Source organism: Myxococcales bacterium (assembly GCA_016706225.1).
Lineage (GTDB): Bacteria > Myxococcota_A > Polyangia > Polyangiales > Polyangiaceae > JADJKB01.
In genome coordinates, this window is record JADJKB010000022.1 from 321,082 (window position 1) to 340,164 (window position 19,083).

17 protein-coding genes are annotated in these 19,083 nt (G+C 66.3%); 11 read left to right on the forward strand and 6 right to left on the reverse strand.

Translation table 11 applies throughout. The features are described from left to right. The first annotated feature begins 26 nt into the window (after positions 1–26). From mnmA to IPI67_32490, 4 genes are all read left to right on the forward strand, one after another. Positions 27–1,085, forward strand: coding sequence for a tRNA 2-thiouridine(34) synthase MnmA (gene mnmA / locus IPI67_32475; GenBank protein ID MBK7584893.1), 1,059 nt, complete (start codon positions 27–29; stop codon positions 1,083–1,085). Then, complete coding sequence (locus IPI67_32480; GenBank protein MBK7584894.1) at positions 1,082–1,702, forward strand: hypothetical protein; 621 nt, start codon at positions 1,082–1,084, stop codon at positions 1,700–1,702. The genes mnmA and IPI67_32480 overlap by 4 nt, the downstream gene beginning before the upstream one ends. 135 nt (positions 1,703–1,837) lie before the next feature. Beyond that, positions 1,838–2,722 carry a tetratricopeptide repeat protein gene (locus IPI67_32485; protein MBK7584895.1) on the forward strand — a complete coding sequence of 295 codons (885 nt, stop codon included), beginning with the start codon at positions 1,838–1,840 and terminating at the stop codon, positions 2,720–2,722. Beyond that, positions 2,719–3,423 carry a serine/threonine protein kinase gene (locus IPI67_32490; protein MBK7584896.1) on the forward strand — a complete coding sequence of 235 codons (705 nt, stop codon included), beginning with the start codon at positions 2,719–2,721 and terminating at the stop codon, positions 3,421–3,423. Before IPI67_32485 ends, IPI67_32490 begins: the two co-directional genes overlap by 4 nt. Before the next feature lie 656 nt (positions 3,424–4,079). Here IPI67_32490 and IPI67_32495 read toward each other — a convergent pair. Further along, positions 4,080–4,304 carry a hypothetical protein gene (locus tag IPI67_32495; protein ID MBK7584897.1) on the reverse strand — a complete coding sequence of 75 codons (225 nt, stop codon included), beginning with the start codon at positions 4,302–4,304 and terminating at the stop codon, positions 4,080–4,082. A 213-nt stretch (positions 4,305–4,517) separates the two neighbouring features. After that, positions 4,518–4,922 carry a hypothetical protein gene (locus IPI67_32500; GenBank protein MBK7584898.1) on the reverse strand — a complete coding sequence of 135 codons (405 nt, stop codon included), beginning with the start codon at positions 4,920–4,922 and terminating at the stop codon, positions 4,518–4,520. Positions 4,923–4,987: 65 nt separating this feature from the next. Between IPI67_32500 and IPI67_32505 the strand changes: the two genes are divergently transcribed. The 5 genes from IPI67_32505 (at position 4,988) to ftsH (ending at position 10,024) form a co-directional block, all read left to right on the forward strand. Beyond that, positions 4,988–5,092, forward strand: a complete 105-nt coding sequence (locus IPI67_32505; GenBank protein MBK7584899.1) for a hypothetical protein — start codon at positions 4,988–4,990, stop codon at positions 5,090–5,092. A gap of 68 nt (positions 5,093–5,160) precedes the next feature. Further along, positions 5,161–6,807: a hypothetical protein gene (locus tag IPI67_32510; GenBank protein ID MBK7584900.1), complete on the forward strand. Its 1,647-nt coding sequence runs from the start codon at positions 5,161–5,163 to the stop codon at positions 6,805–6,807. A 5-nt stretch (positions 6,808–6,812) separates the two neighbouring features. Then, positions 6,813–7,007, forward strand: a complete 195-nt coding sequence (locus tag IPI67_32515; protein ID MBK7584901.1) for a hypothetical protein — start codon at positions 6,813–6,815, stop codon at positions 7,005–7,007. Beyond that, the gene (gene tilS, locus IPI67_32520; GenBank protein MBK7584902.1) at positions 7,004–7,912 is read left to right on the forward strand and encodes a tRNA lysidine(34) synthetase TilS; all 909 of its coding nucleotides are present in this window, start codon (positions 7,004–7,006) and stop codon (positions 7,910–7,912) included. Before IPI67_32515 ends, tilS begins: the two co-directional genes overlap by 4 nt. A gap of 171 nt (positions 7,913–8,083) precedes the next feature. Further along, positions 8,084–10,024, forward strand: coding sequence for an ATP-dependent zinc metalloprotease FtsH (ftsH, locus tag IPI67_32525; GenBank protein ID MBK7584903.1), 1,941 nt, complete (start codon positions 8,084–8,086; stop codon positions 10,022–10,024). A 493-nt stretch (positions 10,025–10,517) separates the two neighbouring features. On the opposite strand, the gene IPI67_32530 is transcribed toward ftsH, so the two are convergent. From IPI67_32530 to IPI67_32540, 3 genes are read right to left on the reverse strand one after another with little or no spacing between them, the layout of a single operon-like run. Beyond that, on the reverse strand, positions 10,518–12,485 hold the full coding sequence (locus IPI67_32530) for a hypothetical protein (protein ID MBK7584904.1): 1,968 nt from the start codon (positions 12,483–12,485) through the stop codon (positions 10,518–10,520). Beyond that, on the reverse strand, positions 12,482–13,888 hold the full coding sequence (locus IPI67_32535) for an HD domain-containing protein (GenBank protein MBK7584905.1): 1,407 nt from the start codon (positions 13,886–13,888) through the stop codon (positions 12,482–12,484). The genes IPI67_32530 and IPI67_32535 overlap by 4 nt, the downstream gene beginning before the upstream one ends. Before the next feature lie 46 nt (positions 13,889–13,934). Continuing rightward, positions 13,935–15,608, reverse strand: a complete 1,674-nt coding sequence (locus IPI67_32540) for a serine/threonine protein kinase (protein ID MBK7584906.1) — start codon at positions 15,606–15,608, stop codon at positions 13,935–13,937. Positions 15,609–15,855: 247 nt separating this feature from the next. Between IPI67_32540 and IPI67_32545 the strand changes: the two genes are divergently transcribed. Beyond that, a complete protein-coding gene (locus tag IPI67_32545; GenBank protein MBK7584907.1) occupies positions 15,856–17,478 on the forward strand; it encodes an ABC transporter permease in 1,623 nt (540 codons plus the stop codon). A 9-nt stretch (positions 17,479–17,487) separates the two neighbouring features. Here IPI67_32545 and IPI67_32550 read toward each other — a convergent pair whose 3' ends face one another. Then, positions 17,488–18,225, reverse strand: a complete 738-nt coding sequence (locus IPI67_32550; protein MBK7584908.1) for a response regulator — start codon at positions 18,223–18,225, stop codon at positions 17,488–17,490. Positions 18,226–18,486: 261 nt separating this feature from the next. On the opposite strand from IPI67_32550, the gene IPI67_32555 reads away from it, so the two are divergent. Next, complete coding sequence (locus IPI67_32555; protein MBK7584909.1) at positions 18,487–19,083, forward strand: DUF3105 domain-containing protein; 597 nt, start codon at positions 18,487–18,489, stop codon at positions 19,081–19,083.

Here is a 19,083-nt window from a genome sequence, read left to right on the forward strand (position 1 = left end):
CCGTGTCCACTCGAGTTCTGGTCGCCATGAGCGGAGGTGTCGACTCCTCCGTCGCGGCGGCGCGCCTGGTCGCCGCGGGCCACGAGGTCGTCGGCGTGACCCTGCACCTCTGGGACTACCCGGACGACGGCACGGTGCGCGGTCGCTGTTGCGCGCCCGAAGACGTTCACGACGCGCGTCGCGTCGCCGATGTGCTCGGCATCGCCCACTACGCCTTCGATCGGCGCCAGGAGTTCGAGCGCGAGATCGTCGCTCCCTTCGTCGAGAGCTATCTGGCTGGCGAAACGCCCAGCCCCTGTGTGCGCTGCAACCGCAGCGTGAAGATGAAGGAGCTGTTCCACCTGGCGGACGAGCTCGGCGCCGCACGAGTGGCCACGGGGCACTACGCGCGCATCCGACGCGAAGCTGGCACGCCACAGCTCCACCGTGCGGTCGACGCTTCGAAGGACCAGAGCTACTTTCTCCACATGCTCGGCAAGGCTGAGCTCGAGCGCCTGGATTTCCCGCTGGGAGATTGCGAGAAATCCGAGGTGCGCAGCGAAGCCTTGCGGCTCGGTCTGCCCGGCGCAGGCAAGGGGGAGAGCCAGGAGCTGTGCTTCGTGCCCACGGGTCGCTACGATGAGCTCGTGAGCGCGCGCGCCAACGACCGGGTTCGCCCGGGCCCCATCCTGGATGGCTCGGGCCGGGTCGTCGCGCAGCACGAGGGCATCCACCGGTTCACGCTCGGGCAACGCAAGAACCTCGGTGTCGCGCTGGGGGAGCGGGCTTTTGTGGTCGACATCGACGCCGAGTCGGCCACCGTCCAGCTAGGTACGACCGACCAGCTCTTCAGCGATCACGCAGAGCTCGACGAGCTCAGCCTGGCGCACGCCGTGGAGCTGCCGCTCTCGGCCGGCGTGGCCGTGCGCTACCGCGGCGACGCCCACCCCGCCAGCATCACCCAGAGCGGTCCAGACCGCGCCGAAGTCGTGTTCGATGCGCCAGTGCGCGCGGTCGTGCCCGGGCAGTTCGCGGTCTTCTACGCCGGTGAACGCGTGCTCGGCGGCGGGCGGATTCGACCTCGGCGGAAGCGGGGCAGCGCATGAAGCGCGCCGCCCTCTGGTTGTTGTCGCTCGCGGTCTTCGCCTGCTCACCTGTCGAAGGTGAGGGCGAGGTGAAGAGTGACAAGCTCTACGTGGAAGACTGCTGGAACGGACCCTTCGACCTCGGGCCGACTTTTTTTGGCGCCAACCCGTATCGCAACACGACCACCAATCGCATTCAGCGCGGCGACAACCTGGAGGAGGTCTCCGATGGTCTGATCGTGCTGGTGCGAGACATCGACAAGATCCGCGACGAGTCCCTCGGCGAGCCGCTTCCGGTCGGCATGCCCCCCGGCGTGACCCCCCCAGGGATCCCGGTCGAGCTCAACCCCAATCCTCCGCTGGTCAATCTCTCGCTCTACCTTCACGACACCTGCCACGAGCAGAACGGAACGCTGTACTCGGTGGGCGGAACCATAGAGTTTGACTCTTTGTTCAGTGGCGACCCGAACGAGTCGAGCGCCGACGACCGACTTACGGAAGCGCGGTTTTCGGCCAGCTTTGCCGATCCCCGGCACACGCTGCCCAACGGCGACGTCGATCCGGAGCGCACGAGCCTGGTCACCGGCTGGTTCCGCTTCTACTTCCAGCGCGGGCAGCCGGCTCAGCCGTTTCCGTGACGCGCGAGCACACACACATTGCCACACCTTGCGCCGGTCGAGCGCTCGACGAATGGGCGCGTGCTAGAGTTTGGAGACCGGACGGGTTGGGTTGATCCGGCCCACCAGGCCCGGTACGCTTCCTGAGGATTTCTGATGGTTTTCCGAGCGCGGGCCCATCTCCTGGCGGTGCGCATCGCCACGGGCGCATGGCTACTGACCATGCTTTTGACGGCACCAGTCTGGGCCGGGCCGAAGTCGTTCGGCCAGGCCGATGCGGCGTGGCACCAAGGTGAGCTCGAAAAAGCGCGGGAGCTCTATGAACAAGCGCTGGCCGCGGGCGGGCTGGACCCGGGCGATGTCGTCATCGCGCACTCGCGCGTGGGGGTGGTCAAGGCCGCGCTCAACGACACGAACGGCGCGCTCAGCGCGTTCCGCGTAGCCGCCGCCATCGATCCCAATTTCGAGCTGCCGCCCGAGAGCGGGCCCAAGGCGAAGAAGCTGTTCCAGCAGGCGCGCAAAGAGTCCGAGCAGCAGGGCGGCGAGAAGCTGCGGATCACACTCAAAGCTCCAGACACCGTGCCCGCCAAACAGGGCTTCACGCTCGAGACCGAGATCCCGCCGGGCTTCGCGGTCCTGGTCTCGGAGGTGGTGGTTGCCATCGAAGACCCGGTCAGCGGCAAGAAGTGGAAGCGCAAGAAGAGCGCTGAGCCGTCCCTGACCTTCGATTTCCCCAAACGCGTCGCGATGTCGGGCGCGCGACTGAAGATCAAGGCGTCAGCGGTCGACGCGCAGAACAACGCCTGGACTGTCACTGAAGGAAAGATCCGAGTCGAGGGTCTGCGCGTCAGTGAGAGTGGTATGGATGACGAGCCCATCGAGGAACCGACCAAGCCCCCCGAGAAGGACAAGGACAGCTTCTTCTCGGGCCCCCTCCCGTGGATCATCGGCGGAGCGCTGATCGTGGGCGGTATCGTCGCCTACGCCGTCACGCGCAAACCAGACGAGGTGAGCGTCGGCGCTCCCTCGTGGAAGAAATGAGCATGGCGAACGACGTGCTCCCCGGTGGTCATGGACGCCCGAAGCTCGGGGGCTCCTCCAGCGACCGCGACCGGCGCATGGCCGAGGGCAGCGAGCCGAGTGTTCCGTCCGGCGGCACCTACTTCCTGGGTCGTTATCGCGTCGTCGACGAAATTGGTGTCGGCGGCATGGCGAGCGTGCATTTGGCGCGAGCCGATGGGCCTGGCGGCTTCCAGAAGTGGGTCGCGATCAAACGCATCCATCGTCACCTGGCCGAGGACGAACAGTTCATTCGCATGTTCCTGGACGAGGCGCGGATCGCGGCGCGCATCTCGCATCCCAACGTCGCCCAGGTGTTCGACCTCGGCAAACAAGGCGACACCTACTGGATCGCCATGGAGTACCTGCACGGCGAGCCGATGCGGGAGATCATGCGGGCGGTCGAGGAGGGTGGCGCGCCGACGATGGGCCCGCAGCTCGCCGCGAAGATCACGGCGGACGCCGCCGAGGGGCTTCACGCGGCGCACGAGCTTCGAGACAAGGACGGCAAGCTCCTCAACCTCGTCCACCGAGACGTCACGCCTCACAACTTGTTCCTGACCTACGACGGCGCCGTCAAGGTCGTGGACTTCGGCATCGCCAAGGTCATGGGTCGGCTCTCGATTATATGTGTCGGAACGTTGAAGGGCAAGCTCGCGTACATGAGTTTTGAGCAGGTCTAGGGCGTCGTCATCGACCGTCGGATCGACATCTTTGCACTGGGTGTCGTGCTCTGGGAGCTCACCACCGGCCGGCGGCTGTTCCGCATGGACAGCGACCTCGAGACGCTGGAACGAGTCCAGGCCTGTGTGGTGCCCCCGCCCTCCAGCATCATCGACAACTACCCGGTCGAGCTCGAATCGATCGTGATGCGCGCGCTGGCGAAGGACGCGAACAGGCGTTTTGCGTCGGCGCGCGACATGTCGCGTGCGCTCCAGCAGTACGTCATGCGCGCGGGCTCGTTCGTGGGTCCGGAAGAGATCGGAGCGTACGTGAAGCACGTTCTCTCCGACCGCTTCCAGCGGCGTGAGGCTCACCTGCAGTGGGCGGCAGAAGTGACCCAGACCGTCTCTCTCGAGGCGCTGGAAGCTGGGCGAGCGCCGGGCGTCGCCCCCGACGGCTCAATATTGACCTTCGCGTCCGACGTACAGGAGGTGCCGCGTGGACCGCGCCCGGCGGCCGGAGCGCCAATTCGCGCCGGCGGTCCGACGCCCGCGGCTTCGCACGCCCGGGCCGTCCCTGCGCCGTTACCACGCCCAGCACCGCTACCACCGGCACCACGCCCGCTACCGGGTGCTCCCGCAGCGCCTCGACCGCTGCCGAAATTCGAGACCACGAGTCAAACCGGCACTGAAGATTTGCTCGAACCGGAAGAGGACGACGAGCTGGCGAAGACCCGGGTGGTCAGCCCGATGGGCTCTTCGCCCAGGGCCGCGCCGCCGCCTGCGGCCGGAGCTCCCCCGAAGCCGACGATGCTCGGGCTCGGCCCGCCCGCTCCGCCCGTCACGTCCGCCCTGCCCAGCTTCACCTCCGAATCACCCGGCGGCGCCAGCTCCGGGATCATGCACGACTACGGCGGCGAGGACGAAGACCTCGTGACGACGGTGATGGACATCGAAGAAGAGTCCCACACCATCAGCACCGTGCACGAACCGGCAAAGAGCCGGCAGCCCGCCCCAAGCCCGGATGACGCCATCGTCGTGGCTCCGACGTTGCTGCATTCCGAACACTCCGCGCCGGCAATGCTGATGCCCGGGCAGCAGCTGAACTACCCGGTCTACGCGCAACAGACCCAGGGTCCTCCGCTACAGACCGAGGCGCAGCAGCAGCGCTCGAGTGTTCTGATTGCCGTCATCGCCGCGGCGACCACGCTCATCGCGCTGACACTCACGGCGCTGGTCGTCATCCGAATCACGGACTCACCCAAGGAGCGAACGGTGCAACCGGGCATCACGGCGATGCCGCTGCCAACACCCACGCTGTCGCCGACGCCGACCGCCGTGCCGACCCCGACCGTGGCCGTGGTGCAGATCCCCACCGCGGCCCCGACGGGGACCACCGAGACGCTGAACCCCGAGAGCCTGCCCAAGGAAGGCGCGACCGCGAAACCCAAGACTCCAGTCGGAACGACCCCGACTCCTACTCCGACCCCCAAGACCCCCACACCGAAGGTGGCCGTCACTCCGACCCCTCCAGCAACCGGCAAGGGCGAGCCCGGATTCTTGACCGTCATGTGTGTGCCCGGCTGTGACTCGGTCACGGCCGGAGGCAGGAATTTGGGCCCCTCGCCCGTCGTCCGGGCCACACTGCCGGCCGGCAACCATGGCGTCGGTTTGCGCCGTGGCTCGGTGAAGAAGTCACTCGGTGTGACGATCGTTTCTGGGCAGACGACAGCCCGCCGCGTACAGATGGACTGAATCATGAGGAAAGCGGGCTCCGTCGCCCTCACACTTGTTCTTGGCCTGGCACTGTCGTCGTCGTGTGCGAAACAGCGCAGCGTGACCATCGAGCTGCTCGATGCCTGTGCGGGGAGCGGCACTTCGTTCCGCGAAGCCGCCGATTTCGTGCAGTTCGCCGTCTTCCCCAACGACTGTCCAGCAGACGACATTCTCGCAGCCGGAGACACCCGCGAGGCGAAAGACACCTGGACCGTCGCGGCCGACAAGGGTCTGCCCGAGGTCGGTGATCTGCCTCAATCGAAGTTCGGTTTCGCGGTGATGCTCCGCGACAAGGACTGCACCGTGATCGGGTACGGATGCACCGTCGCCGACCTGGAGACGATCAGCGGCGTGAAGATCGCCGCTTGTGATTGGTCGACCCAGGAAGACGGGGCGGAAGCAAAGTGCAGCTGCCAGCTGCTCAAGGGCGGAGGGTGTTTCCCGCCGACGACTTGCCAGTCGGGCGCCTGCAAACAACCCGCGGTGCCGGATCCGGGCGGCTGCAGCCTGGTCATCGACAAGGTCGGCAAGCTACCGCCGCCGATCTCGGCGACCGCAACGCTGTCTGGCCCCGCGATCACCGCCACCGATGACGGCTTCGTGATCGGGTACCGCGATCAAGACGGCGGCAGCCTGCGCGGCGTGCTCTCGTTCCTCAAGGACAACGGTGAGCTCGCGGCACCACAGGTCTTCGACCTCGGTGGCTGCGCGAACAAGAACCCAACCGACGGCGTTGGCATCGCGTTCTCCAATGGCTTTGGCATGATGACCACCAGCCTGCCGGACTGCGGCAAGGGCGCGGGCGCCGTGTTCATCCCGTTCACCTCGAAGGGCGCCGTGGAACAGGCGTCGGGGCCACGCAACGGCGCATTCGAGGAGCTGAAGATGGCTCAGGGAAGCCCGATTGCGCCGGCGGCGGCGGACGGCGAGTGGGAGCTCATCTATCGGGTGAAGACCACCGGTGCTACCGCGTCGGTGGTGGAGCGGGTCGTGCTGGCGGGACCCGGCTTCAAGACCGTCGTGCCGATCGCACGGCCCTTTGGTGACGAGGACATCGCCTTTGCCCAGGTAGCAACCAGCCCCCAGGTGCGGGCGTTCCTGGCGCCCGTGCCGAGCCTGAGCAAGACCGTCGTGAGTGTCGGCCCCCGCACCAGTGACACACTGGACGAGAAGGGCACGTTTCAAATGCCGCAGGCCCAGTGGGCGGCGATCACTGCCTGGAACACCCGGGTCGCCGCGGGCGTGCCCGCCGGCGCCGGCATGACCATTCAGCCGGCGGAGTTCATCAACAACACGGTCAACCCGAAGGCCTCGTTCGTCGTCGGCGAAGGCTCGGTGCTCGGTGGCGCAATGACGGTCTTACGCGACCACCTGCTGATAGCTCAAGGCCGCTCCGGCGGCATCACCGTGCACTCGCTGAGCGGCGCCAACGGCAGCATCTCCGCAAAACCCGCCGTGTCGGCAGACTTCCCGGTCTCACTCGGCCCCAACAACCTCACCACCTTCGATGGCTCCCACATCGCCATCGCGGCTGCGCGCGACCGTGTCGCCGTGACGTGGGTGTCGAGGTCGGCGCTGGCCTCCGGCGACTCCACCGGCGGCTGGGCGTTGCTCCGCTGCGCGGACTAACTGGCGTGATCACCCGCGTGGACGAGCAGCTCCGAAGGGAGGCAGCGCTCCACTCGCTCAAGTTCTCGTGCGAGGACTGCGCCCACTTCGTCGCCGATCGACACGCTTGCGCCAACGGTTATCCGACCGGTCCACATCACGCCGTGCAGCTGGCGCAGGTCTCGACGCTCGAGTTCTGCAAGGAGTTCGAGCTCGCATGACCCGCGCTCGGCGGTCGCATCCGCCGACGCTGGCGAAAATCGTGGAGCGCGCGCTCGCGGCAGAGGGCGAGCTATCACCGCAGTCCCGTATCCTGGTCGCCGTCTCCGGCGGGCCGGATTCTCAGGCCATGTTGCACGTCCTCTGTCGGCTGAGAGAACGCATGCAGCTCGAGCTCTTCGCGCACGGCGTGGACCACGGCACCCGCCCGGAGGCACGAGCCGAGCTCGACCTGGCCGAGGCCCTCGCTCGTCAGAGCTCGGTGCCGTTCGACCGGACCCAGGTGCGAGTCGAAAAAGGAGGCAATCTGATGGCTCGCGCGCGCACACTGCGCTACGCGGCGCTGCGTGCGGCGGCGGGGCAGGTCGGCGCCAGTCTGATCGCGACGGGACACCACGCCGACGACCGGGCCGAGACGGTGCTCTTGCGACTCCTGCGCGGTGCCGGACCGCGGGGGCTCTCGGTGCTTCCGCTGAGAGACGGCGACCTGCTCCGCCCATTGGTCCGTGCGCGCCGCACGGATGTGCAGGCCCACGTCGCACGCCACCGCCTCGCGGTTGCCACCGATCCGAGCAACGAAAACCCCCGCTTTCTTCGGACCCGCGTCCGGCGGGAGCTGTTGCCACTCCTCGAGTCGCTCTCGCCTCGAGTGGTCGACCACTTGAACGCTCTCGCGGACCAGCTGGGCGACCCCGAGCCGCCCTTTCTGACCGCTCCCGACGGCGCCCCCGTCCGGCTCGGGCGCGCGCAGTCCCAGTCGTTGCGCCAGCTGCTGAAAAACCGCGATATCCAGGCGGAGATCTGGCTGCCCGGTGGGCGGGCCATCCGCCTCGATCCCGCGAGCGGGCTCCCCCATGTCGTCCCGGCGACCCGAAGAGGGGCTGCCATCCGAAGGAAAAGTGATTAATTCACATCTCACCGGGCCGAACGGCTGATACCGATCGGTTCTTCTCACGTCCAAATCGACGGACCCTTCTGGCAATCGTATGCTTGTAACTCTCGGCCCTCTCGGGGGCCCGCCACACCCGCGGACCGCTCCGGTCTCCCATTCGTCGCTCTCGCGTTTCGAGGTCGCTAAGTGAAACAGCCCCACAAGACCCTTCTGCTCTGGGTCGTCCTCATCGTCGCGTTTCTGGCCATCTGGCAGTTCCTGAGCCCCGAGGGGCCGCAGAAGCAGCCCATGCCGTTCAGCGAGTTCATCGCGCTCGTGAAGGCACCCAAAGATCAGCGCCACGTCGAGGCCGTCGAGATCAAGGATCGCGAGTACGTCTTCCAGATCAAGAACCCCACCTCGAAGGGACCCGTCGAGCGGGGCATCAGCGTCGGCCCGTCCGGCGACGAAATCGCGGCCGAGCTCCTGAAGCAGGACGTGCGCATCACGTACCAGAAGGACGAGTCGAATCCGTTCCTGACGACGACGCTGACGATCCTGCTGCCGATGCTGTTCTTGCTGGTGCTGTTCTACCTGTTCATGCGCCAGCTCCAGGCGGGCGGCGGCAAAGCCATGAGCTTTGGCAAGAGCCGCGCGCGCCTGTTGAACGAATCACAGAACAAGGTCACGTTCGCGGACGTCGCGGGCATCGACGAGGCCAAGGACGAGGTCGAAGAGATCATCGCGTTCCTGAAGGATCCCAAAAAATTCCAGAAGCTCGGCGGGCGCATCCCCAAAGGCGTCTTGATGATGGGACCGCCCGGCACGGGCAAGACGTTGCTCGCCCGCGCCATCGCCGGCGAGGCCGGGGTGCCCTTCTTCAGCATCTCGGGCTCCGACTTCGTCGAGATGTTCGTGGGTGTCGGCGCCAGCCGTGTCCGCGACCTGTTCGAGCAGGGCAAAAAACACGCTCCCTGCATCATCTTCATCGACGAGATCGACGCCGTCGGCCGTCATCGCGGCGCGGGGCTCGGCGGCGGTCACGACGAGCGCGAGCAGACCCTGAATCAGCTGCTCGTCGAGATGGACGGCTTCGAGTCGAATGAAGGCGTGATCATCATCGCCGCGACCAACCGGCCCGACGTGCTCGACCCAGCAATTTTGCGGCCCGGCCGCTTCGACCGCCGCATCATCGTGCCTCGTCCCGACGTCCGCGGGCGCGAGGGCATTCTCGCCGTGCACACCAAGAAGGTGCCGCTGTCGACGGACGTGCAGCTCGGAATCCTTGCCGCCGGCACCCCCGGATTCGTCGGCGCCGATCTCGAGAACCTGGTCAACGAGGCTGCCCTGCTCGCAGCTCGCCAGGACAAAGAGGCCGTTGCGATGCAGGACTTCGAGCTCGCCAAGGACAAGGTCCTCATGGGCAGCGAGCGGCGCAGCATGGTGATGAGTGAACAGGAGCGCCGGACCGCGGCCTGGCACGAGGCCGGACACACCCTCGTCGGCAAGCTGGTCGAGGGCAACGACTCGGTCCACAAAGTCAGCATCATTCCCCGCGGCGCGGCCCTGGGTGTCACCCAGTTTCTGCCGACCGAGGACCGCCACTTGATGACGAGCAAACAAACGTTGGCTCGCATCGCAATGGCGCTCGGCGGGCGCTCCGCCGAAGAGATCGTGTTCAACGAGATCACCACCGGGGCCCAGGACGACATCCGGAGGGCGACCCGCCTGGCCCGAGCCATGGTGTGTGAGCTCGGCATGACCGATGCGCTCGGCCCGGTCACCTACGGCGAGAACGAGGAGAGTGTGTTCTTGGGCCGCGAGATGACGACGCGGCGCGAGGACTACTCCGAGGACACCGCCAAGGCCATCGACCACGAGCTACGCCGGATCATCGACGCACAGCACAAGCTGGCGCTCAAGGTGCTCACGGACAACCGAGACAAACTCGACCGCCTGGCGGAGGCGCTGCTGGAGCGTGAGACGCTCGACTCGCAGGAAATCTCGGCGGCCATCGCTGGTGAGCCGCTGCCCCCGCGCGACCGTCTGGTGATCCCGACCTGGAGCGACAAACGCGCCAGCCGCGAGAAGGAAAAGAAGCGCGCGGCCAGCATCTTCGGCGCGCCGAAGCCGGCAACCAGCAGCTAGGGGGTGTCCCTAGTTCTCACTCCGTTGACGACAGCGAACGCCACGCGACGCTTCCGCACTGTCGAAACAGCCGCCGCCGGTCCCGGCCGGTTCTCGCACTCCGGTCTCAGTGGCGGATCGCGATCTGATCATGGCAAGACTGCTCACGTGATCCCAGGGCTCGGCCTCCGGCCGAGGGGCGCGTATCGAGCAATCGGTTTCGCTGGCTCGTTGCCAGGCCTGCGTTCGGCGCCGAAGGTGAGGTGGATGGCCGGGACACGGGTGCCTCGTCCGGGCAGTACTTGCCATGACAACCTCTTTGCGGAGACGAGGAACCACCAGCGCGCGGGGGGAGAGCGTAAGGAGTGCGCAAGCGAGCGCGGAGCTTCACCGACGTTGACCTTGACGGCAACGAAACTCGTCGCTTCGAGGGATTCGAACTACCAGCGGCCGAGGCCTTTCACGCGGCCGAAAGCGCCGCCGTGCGGGGCCGTAGCGGCGGCGAGCACGACGCTCACTCCGGATCACACACGCCATCGCAGGTCGGCTCGACCTTGCCGCCTGGCTTCAGGAAGCGGCTGATCTGCTCACGCGCGGAGGCGAGTCGGCGAACCCCTTCGTGCACCTCGTTCTGCGCCACCGGAGGGATCGCCTCGTAGCCGGGCTGTGGCTGGATCTTGAAGTCGAACTCGGCGAAGGCCGAGCCGTCGATCAACCCTGCGACCGGCGTGATGCCCCAGATCGGGCGCGGCGCCGGCGACACCTGTGGGACACCGAGGCTGCGAGCCTGTAGCTCCGCGGACAGCGGAGGAACCGCAGGATCTCCGATGCCCGAGTGCAGGAGCACCCGGCGTGCGGCAGGGGAGCCCGCAAACGTGTTCGAGAGCAAGCGCGGCGCGTACATGATCGGGTCGATGCGGTCGAAGGAGAGCTGCGTCATGAAGCTCAGCCGCAGCTGATCCAGCTTGCTCGGGAGCACGTTGCCCATCAGCAGCAAGAACAGCGCGAAGGGCTGGGCGCGGAACATCATGAACGAGAAATCGGCGCCCCCGACCCCGAGCGCGGCGCGCTCGATGCTCGGCGAGAGCGCCACGTAGCTCGAGCCTAGGATGTGACCCAGGCTGTTGCCGTGGAAATAGAGGGTGCTCGGGTCGTACGCCGGCCCGGCGGGGGTCATGAGCTCCGGTCGTTTCGCCAGCTCACCCTGCGCAAGCGCTCCGACCGCGATGAAGTTCGCCATCGCCTGGTGCAGGCGGTCGGTGAACAGCATGATGTTGCTGGTGTCGCCGATCAGGGCATCGGTGACCTTGATGCGATCTTCATCGCTCATGCCCACCCAGTTGGCCGCGAGCACGACAAAGCCCTTTTCATCCGCGAGCTCCGCCGGATGTCCCTCCGCTTCGGCGCGGGTACCGAAGAATCCGTGCCCGTATTGCAGCAGCCGGGCGGGTGCTGAGCCCGCCGGGCGATTCCCGACGCTGGGCGGAATGATCACACTGAAGGGCACGTCGACCTCGCCGTTCGGCACGACCTTGCCCGCGCCATCGCGGAACAGCCGCGCATACGGCGCGTCCTTCTCCAGAAAGAGGGGCACCTTCACGCTCCCCTCGATCTGGCGCCAGATGTGCTCGCTGACCGCGTCCTTCTGGCTGGTTACCTGAAACGTGAGCGGCTGCTTCAGCACCCCCAGCATGTGCTCACGCACCGCCAGCATGTCACCGATGGCGTTCTCCTCGGTCCGCGTCGTGAAGTCCCAGGCCAGGAGCAAATCACCTCGGTTCACCCCGGCCTGGGCGAGCACCGGAAAGATCTGCTTTTCGTAACGCTTGCCGAGCGGGCCGAGCAGCGGGTCACCCGCGGTCTTTTTGTCTCGAATGCGGCGAAACGCCTCGGGCGGCGAGTGCGGCGCACCGCTGGCGTCGTCGAGCTTCTGCACGGCGACGACGTAACGGTGCTGATCGGCGAGGCGAACGAGCGGGCGAATCACGAGCCCGCGATCGGAGTCGTCGTCCGCCCGCGGGTCGGTCTCCGCGAAGTGGGGGACCGCGGCGCCCGACTCGGCGTCGATGAGCAGCGTGGAGTTTCCGGCGGCGAGCGACTTGTCGATGTCGCCGTCGTGGAACACGAGCCCCGAGGAGTCCACTCCGCCCGGCAGGTACAACAAGATCTGGGAACCGGGGGAGAAACCATCGGCCGGGTGCAGCGTCGTCAGGTCGACCTTCACTCCGTCGATGCTCTTCGGTTTCACCGCGTCCGAGAGCACCAGCCGGTGCTGTCCGGGGAGTGACTCGTCCGCGCTCCGATAGTGATCGGACGGAAACGGCAGCATGCAATCCCAGTCGGCGGCGATGGGGTTACAGCCCTCGGGGATGGCCAGCGGTTTGCCCGCGACGGCGTCGTCGTCGCTGCCACAGCCCGCGACGGCAAACACGAGGGGAAGAAGCAGCCTGCCTCGGCGAAACATGCTCTCACGTCGGGTCATCGCAACTCCTCCCCATCGACGAGCTGGCGCGCCCGCTCGAGCAGCGGCTCCCTCGAATTGAGCTCGGGCGCCTCGATCACCTCGTCGAGCAGCGTGGCCAGGATCTTTCCGAGCAAGGGCCCGGGCGCAACCCCGACCTCGTTCATCAAGTCGTGCCCCGTGACGGCCAGATCCCGCGTCGAGATGGCGGTCCCCGCAGCCATGATGGCAGCCACCCGCTCCTTCAGCCCCGCGAGCCGGTCCAGGTCGCCGCTCGCGTCGCGGCCCTTCCCGAGCACGTCCGCGCGGTTGAGCTCGTAGAGGTCCGCGAGCAGATCGATGCCCACACGCTTGATCCAGCGGCGAACCGCCGCGTCCGACCAGGACTCGTCGTAACAGATCAGGTGGTGGCGCACGAGGTCTACGATGCGCGCGCGTTCGTCGTTCGAAAAACGCAGACGCGACAGCATCGGCTCGGCCATCTCTGCCCCGATGCGCTCGTGCTCGTAGAACGTGTAGTCGTTGGTCTTGTCGCTGAAGGCGCGCGAGCGCGGTTTACCGACGTCGTGCAAGAGGCCAGCGACCCGGAGCACCGGGCTCGGCGGGCACGCATCGAGGCAGGCCATGGCATGACCCCAGACGTCGAACTCATGGTAGCGGTTCTGCTCGCACCCGACGGACTCGAGCAGCTCGGGCGCCGAGATCCCCAGCATGCCGTGCTCTCTCATCACCTCGAACGCACGGCTGGGACGGCGGGCCTTCATGGCCTTCAACCACTCGTCGCGGATGCGCTCTGGGCTCACCTTGGCGTAACTCGCCAACGACGGCTCGATGGCGCGCGCCGTCCCGGGTTCGATCTCGACCTCGAGCGTGGCGACGAAACGCGCAGCGCGAAGCACCCTGAGCCCATCTTCCGCGAAGCGCGCCGCGGGGTCGCCCACCGCCCGCAGCACACCCCGGGCCAGATCCGCCATGCCGTCGAATGGGTCGATCAACGCCTCTTCGAGCGGATCGTAGGCCATGGCATTGATGGTGAAGTCACGGCGCGCCAGGTCCGCCACGATGTCGTCGACGAAGAACACCGAGTCCGGACGGCGCCCATCGGAGTAAGTCGTCTCCCCGCGCAGTGTGGTGACCTCGTAACCGACATCGTCGATCAAGACGGTGACGGTGCCGTGTTTGATACCCGTGGGGATCACGCGGCGAAACAGCTGCATCACCTGCTCGGGCCGTGCGTCCGTGGCAACGTCCCAATCGTTGCGAAGTCCGTCATCGACCCCGCCACGCTTCGACGCAAGCACTTGATCACGAACACAGCCACCAACGACCCACGACCGGTGCTTCGCGTCGCGCAGGCGCTGGCAGAGCCCGCGCACGGCAGCGGGAATCGAAGCTCTGAGGACTCGGTCGAGCTCCTCGGTCACTCGGCGCTCCCGGATTGGCGGGACGACGCGAGCACGGTTCTCGGCATTACTTCCACGGGTCGACGATTGCAGGATCTCCGCCGCCCGTCTTGCCACCCGGCTTTGTGACCGGCTTCTTCTCTTCCGGCTTCTTCTTTACCGGGGGGATGTAACGAGCCCCGGGAATTCGCACGAGCTTGACCGACAGCTTGGGCTCACTGGTGTCCACGCTGATGGTCCTTGGTCGGAAGCCGTCCCGTTTGATCGTGACCTCGCGCTTTTCGTCGGGGTCGAGCGACATGACGACCGGGCTCTCACCCAGGCTTTCTTTGCCCAAGAAGACCTCGGCATCGATGGGTTCGATGGCCAGCACGACCTGTTTCTTCGTTGGCTTCGCCGGCGGCGTGGGGATCGCGGACGGCGGCGGCGGTGGCGCGGGTTCGACCGAGGCGGTAGTACCCGACTGGGCCGTGCTGTTCGAGCCGAACGCGAAGATCCCGATCACGATCCCGACGGCCGTGAGCACTCCGGCCACGCCCGCGAACAGCGGCCACCTCGAGCGAACCACGCCGAGCTCGAGGGGCGACGCCGGCATCATTGCCGGCATGCCCGCCTGGGCGCCGGTCTTGAAGTAGTCAGCCGGAACGTTGAACCCACCCGAGCGGTTCATCATTTCCGGCACCGCCGCGGGGATGTCACCCGTGCGGTGTTTGTCGAGGTCGGCGAGCAGCTCCTCCATCGATTGGTAGCGCTGCTCGGGCCGCTTCGACAGGCACTTGAGCACAATGGCCTCGAGACCCGGCGGTACCGCCTGGGGCTCCGGCACCAAGGCCCGGATCGGCACCGGCGCCTTGTACATGTGCTGGGTCAAGATCCCCATGAAGTTGTCGGCGTCGAACGGCACCTTGCCGCTCGCGAGCTCGTACAAGATCACGCCGTACGAATAGATGTCTCCGCGGTGGTCGACGGGCGCACCGGCCGCCTGCTCCGGCGCCATGTAGTGCGGTGTCCCGAACACTGCACCCGCGCGAGTGAGCCGCCCCTCCGTGCTGGACGACACCTTGGCGATGCCAAAATCGAGGATCTTGACGAAGTCCTTCTCGCCACCGCGATCGATGAGGTGAATGTTGTCCGGCTTGAGATCGCGATGCACGATCCCAGCCCTGTGGGCGGCGGCCAGACCCTCCGCCAGCTGTTTGGCGATGTGAATCAGCCGCGGCACGGGCACCGGAGTGCCGCCCTCGACGATCTTGGTGAGCGCGTCCCCCTCGAGGAACTCCATCACGAAATAGGTGGAACCGTCCGGGAGCAGACCGAAATCACTGATGTCGATGATGTGCTCGTTGCCGATCGCGGAAGCCGAACGCGCCTCGTTCAGGAAGCGCTCGGTCACCTCCTTGTCGCGCGCGAGATCGGCACGCAGCACCTTCATCGCGACCTTCTTGCCGATGATGGTGTGAATGCAGCGATAGACGACCCCCATGCCGCCTTCGCCGAGGATGCGCTCGACTCGGTAGCGACCATCGATCGTCGAGCCGATGTACGGATCCGAGCGCTCTTTCTCGGAGGGAACACGGGTGACCTGGCTGGTCTCGAACTCGATGTCGACCATCGACGAGGTCACCATCGTCACGAGCTTCAGCGGCGCCGGTTGAGGGAGATCCCCAGTCGGTGAATTGGGCGGTGCCGTCGCGGCTTCCACCACGGCGTTCGGCACTCTTTTGTCGCGGCCCTCGGTCATCGTGGGGCTAGTTCCAGAAAGTTACGCTAGAGCCCAATCTTACTCCACTTTTCGCGGGTTGATGAGGGCAGGCCGGTGCTTTGGCCTCACTGGTCAGGGGTTCATCCGGGCAATGACCGCCCCCCGCATGGCTCGGCTGGAGGTCATTTCCGATGCGGCCCGGAGCAGAGTGGCAAAAGCACCGGGGAATGCGCGCGTAGTTTGAGCTGTCTTACACCGCGCACCGTCTGCTACATCAGCCGCCAGTATGGGATTCCCGCTCGAGCTCGCTGTCCGCTACATGCGCTCGAAGAAGCGGGCGTTCGTGTCCGTGGGCACCGTGTTCGCCGTGCTGGGTGTCGCCCTCGGAGTAGCGGCGTTGGCCACGGTGATGAGCGTCACCGGCGGGTTCCGAGCGGAATTTCGCGAGAAGGTCCTGGGTGTCAACGCCCACGTCTTGATCCTGAAGTACTCGAGCGATTTTCGTGAATACCGCGAGGTGATCAAGAAGGTCGAGGACGTGCCGGGCATCACGGGCATCGCGCCCTTCGTCATCAACCCCATGATGGTCACTCACGGCGAGAAGACCGCGACCGGTGTGCTGCTCAAGGGCGTCGATCCCGTTCGGATGCCAACGGTGCTCGATCTTCCGCGTCACATCGTCGAGGGCTCGGTCGAAGGCCTGCGCCTGACGAGTGCCAAGCCACCCGATCGGCGCAGAAAGAGTTTGTTCGACGACCCGACTCCTCTGCCCAAAAAGAGCGGAGTCGACGGCGGCAAGAACCCGCTCTTGCTAGAGATGGAAAAAGAGGTCGCGCTGCCGGACGATTCGCCGGCGGCGGACGCAGGCGCCGATGCCTCCGTCGCGCCTCGAGGCGTGCGGCCCGACGCCGGAGTCGCTGCGAAGACCGGCGACGAGCTCGACGGTGAGACGGACGAGGACGAGGTCGACCTCTCACCGGACGGAGGCGCCCCGATCGGAGCCATCGAGCCGGACGGCGGTTTCGTCAGTGAGCTGCCCGACGACGACTTCCTTCCGGCGGATGTCGACCCCGATCCGTGCCGCGACCCGGAGTCCGTCAAGCGCCTCCCCGGGATCATCGTCGGCAAGACACTGAAGGAGAACCTGAAGCTCCAGCTCGGTTCGTGCGTTCAAGTCACCTCGCCCACCGTCGGTTATGCCTATTCCCACGGTGCAGTGCTGGCGCCGGTGGCCAAACAATTCCGGGTGATCGCGGTGTTCGACGCGGGCTTCGATCAGTACGACTCGAAGCTCGTTTACACGGATCTGTACGAGGCGCAGGTCTTCGGTGACTCGGGGGACAGCGTTACCGGCATCGAAATGAAGGTGGCGGACATCGAACAAGCCCGCGACGTCGCCCGCCTGCTCGACGAACGCCTCGCGGATGGCATTTACCACACCATGGATTGGGAGGAGCTGAACCACGGCCTGTTCACGGCGCTCCGGATTCAGCAGATCTTGATGAGCCTGGTCTTGGCGCTCATCATCGTCGTCGCCGCGTTCACCGTCGTCGCGACGCTGATCATGGTGGTGCTCGACAAGAAGAAGGAGATCGCCGTGATGAAGGCGATGGGCGCGAGTGACCGTGATCTGCTGCGCGCGTTCTTGTATCAAGGCGCGATCATCGGCCTGATCGGTGCGTCGATTGGGCTCGGGCTGGGACTCCTATTCTGCAAGGGGCTCCTGATCTACGGCTTCCCGTTGGACGCGAAGGTGTATTTCATCTCGCGCTTGCCCGTACAGGTGAAGCCCCTCGAGTTCACCATGGTCGGGGTGTTCGCAGTGATTGTTTGCCTCGCGGCGACCGTCTGGCCCGCGATGTACGCGGCGCGCCTGCGGCCGGCCGAGGCGTTCCGCGAGCAGCAGTAACGGCGCGGCTCAGGACCCGGGAAAACTCTGGCTCGCGCCGCCGCGCGTCGAGGGCGGCGGCATCTGGGCGCGTCGGATCAAGCCGAGGACTCGGGCTGCGAGCTCGGGCGCGCGGAAGGGTTTGCTCACGAAGTCGTCCGCGCCGGCCGCAAACGCCTCGACGATGTCGCCAGTGGAAGAGTGCGCGGTCAGGAACAACACCGGCAGTCGGCTGAGGCGAGCCTCTTTGCGCAAGCGCCGACAGAACTCGACGCCGCTCATACCCGGGAGGTTCCAATCGAGGACCATCAGATCCGGGCGCGACTCGCGCAGGCTGTCGAATGCCTCCTCGGCGCTCGACACCGCCACCGCTTGAAACCCGGCCGAGCGCAGCATCGCGCAGACCACGTTCTGCAGATCGCTGTCGTCGTCCACGATCAGTACGCTGGCGTCCGCGGGCGCTTTGATCTCGAACACCGGCAACGGCATGCTCGGCGGCGGGATCGTCGGCGGCTCCATCGAATTGGCGAATTGCCACAGGCGTGACCAGTCTCGATCGGTGAAGGCCATTCGTAGGCCATCGCCACGATCGACGACGCAGGCCGCGACTGCAGTGGACTCGGCCCCCACACAGAAAGTGGTGAGCACCCACTCTCCGTCTTTGAGCCCGTCGGAGCACGGCAGCTCGAGCTCTTGCTCGTCTCCACCGACCTCCATCTGCAACGCGAGCGCCTCGAAGCTCTCGGATTGAAGGATGATGCCCCTCACGGCGGCGGGAGCCTAGCGCGCCGCGCGCGATCGGACCAGCTCTCGGCGGTGGAGCTGGAGCTGCTCGGCGGCGGCGCCGCGGAGGACACGGCAAAAGCCCCGCTCCACGAGCATTTGTCGTGAAATTTGCGGGGTCACGCGCTTCGCCCGGCCCGCTTCTTGCGCCGGCTTTCGCTTCGCAACCGCCGCGATGCCCGACCGACAACATTCCACGAGGGAACTCGTACCAAACCCACACGGGTCAGGGCAGACTTGCGCGCCTTGAGTCTGCGTCGCCGGTTTCCAACACCGCTCCTGTTCGCGCTGCTGTTCGACTGTGGCGGCGTCACGGACTTGTCGGTCCCGTCGGACTCGGAGTGCCGCGCCGAGACTCGAGCGCGCGCGATCGAGGGCGCCGCTCACCTGCCCAATTGTTCGCCGGTCAGCTACGCCTCCAATCCGCCCTCTTCGGGGAACCACTACGGAACCTGGGCCGCGCACGGCATCTACGACGCGCCGTTGCCGCGCGGGTTCTGGGTCCACAACCTCGAGCACGGGGCAGTCGTGATCAGCTACAACTGCCCAGATGGATGCGCGGATGACGTGGCTCGCGCCAAGCAGTTCCTGAACGAACTGCCCGTCGATCCGAGCTGCCCGGAGGGGCGCCGCGTTCTCTTGGTACCCGATCCACTTCTGGACGTGCGCTGGGGAGCGAGTGCTTGGGGGTTCAACCTGCGCGCCGAGTGTTTCGACCCGACCGCCTTCCGCGAGTTCTACCTGAAGCACTACGCGAGTGCGCCGGAGGACGTCTGCTCCGAAGGCACCGACTTCCGTGCACCCGACGGCTTGCTCGACCTACCGCCTGGTTGCGGCGAGTGA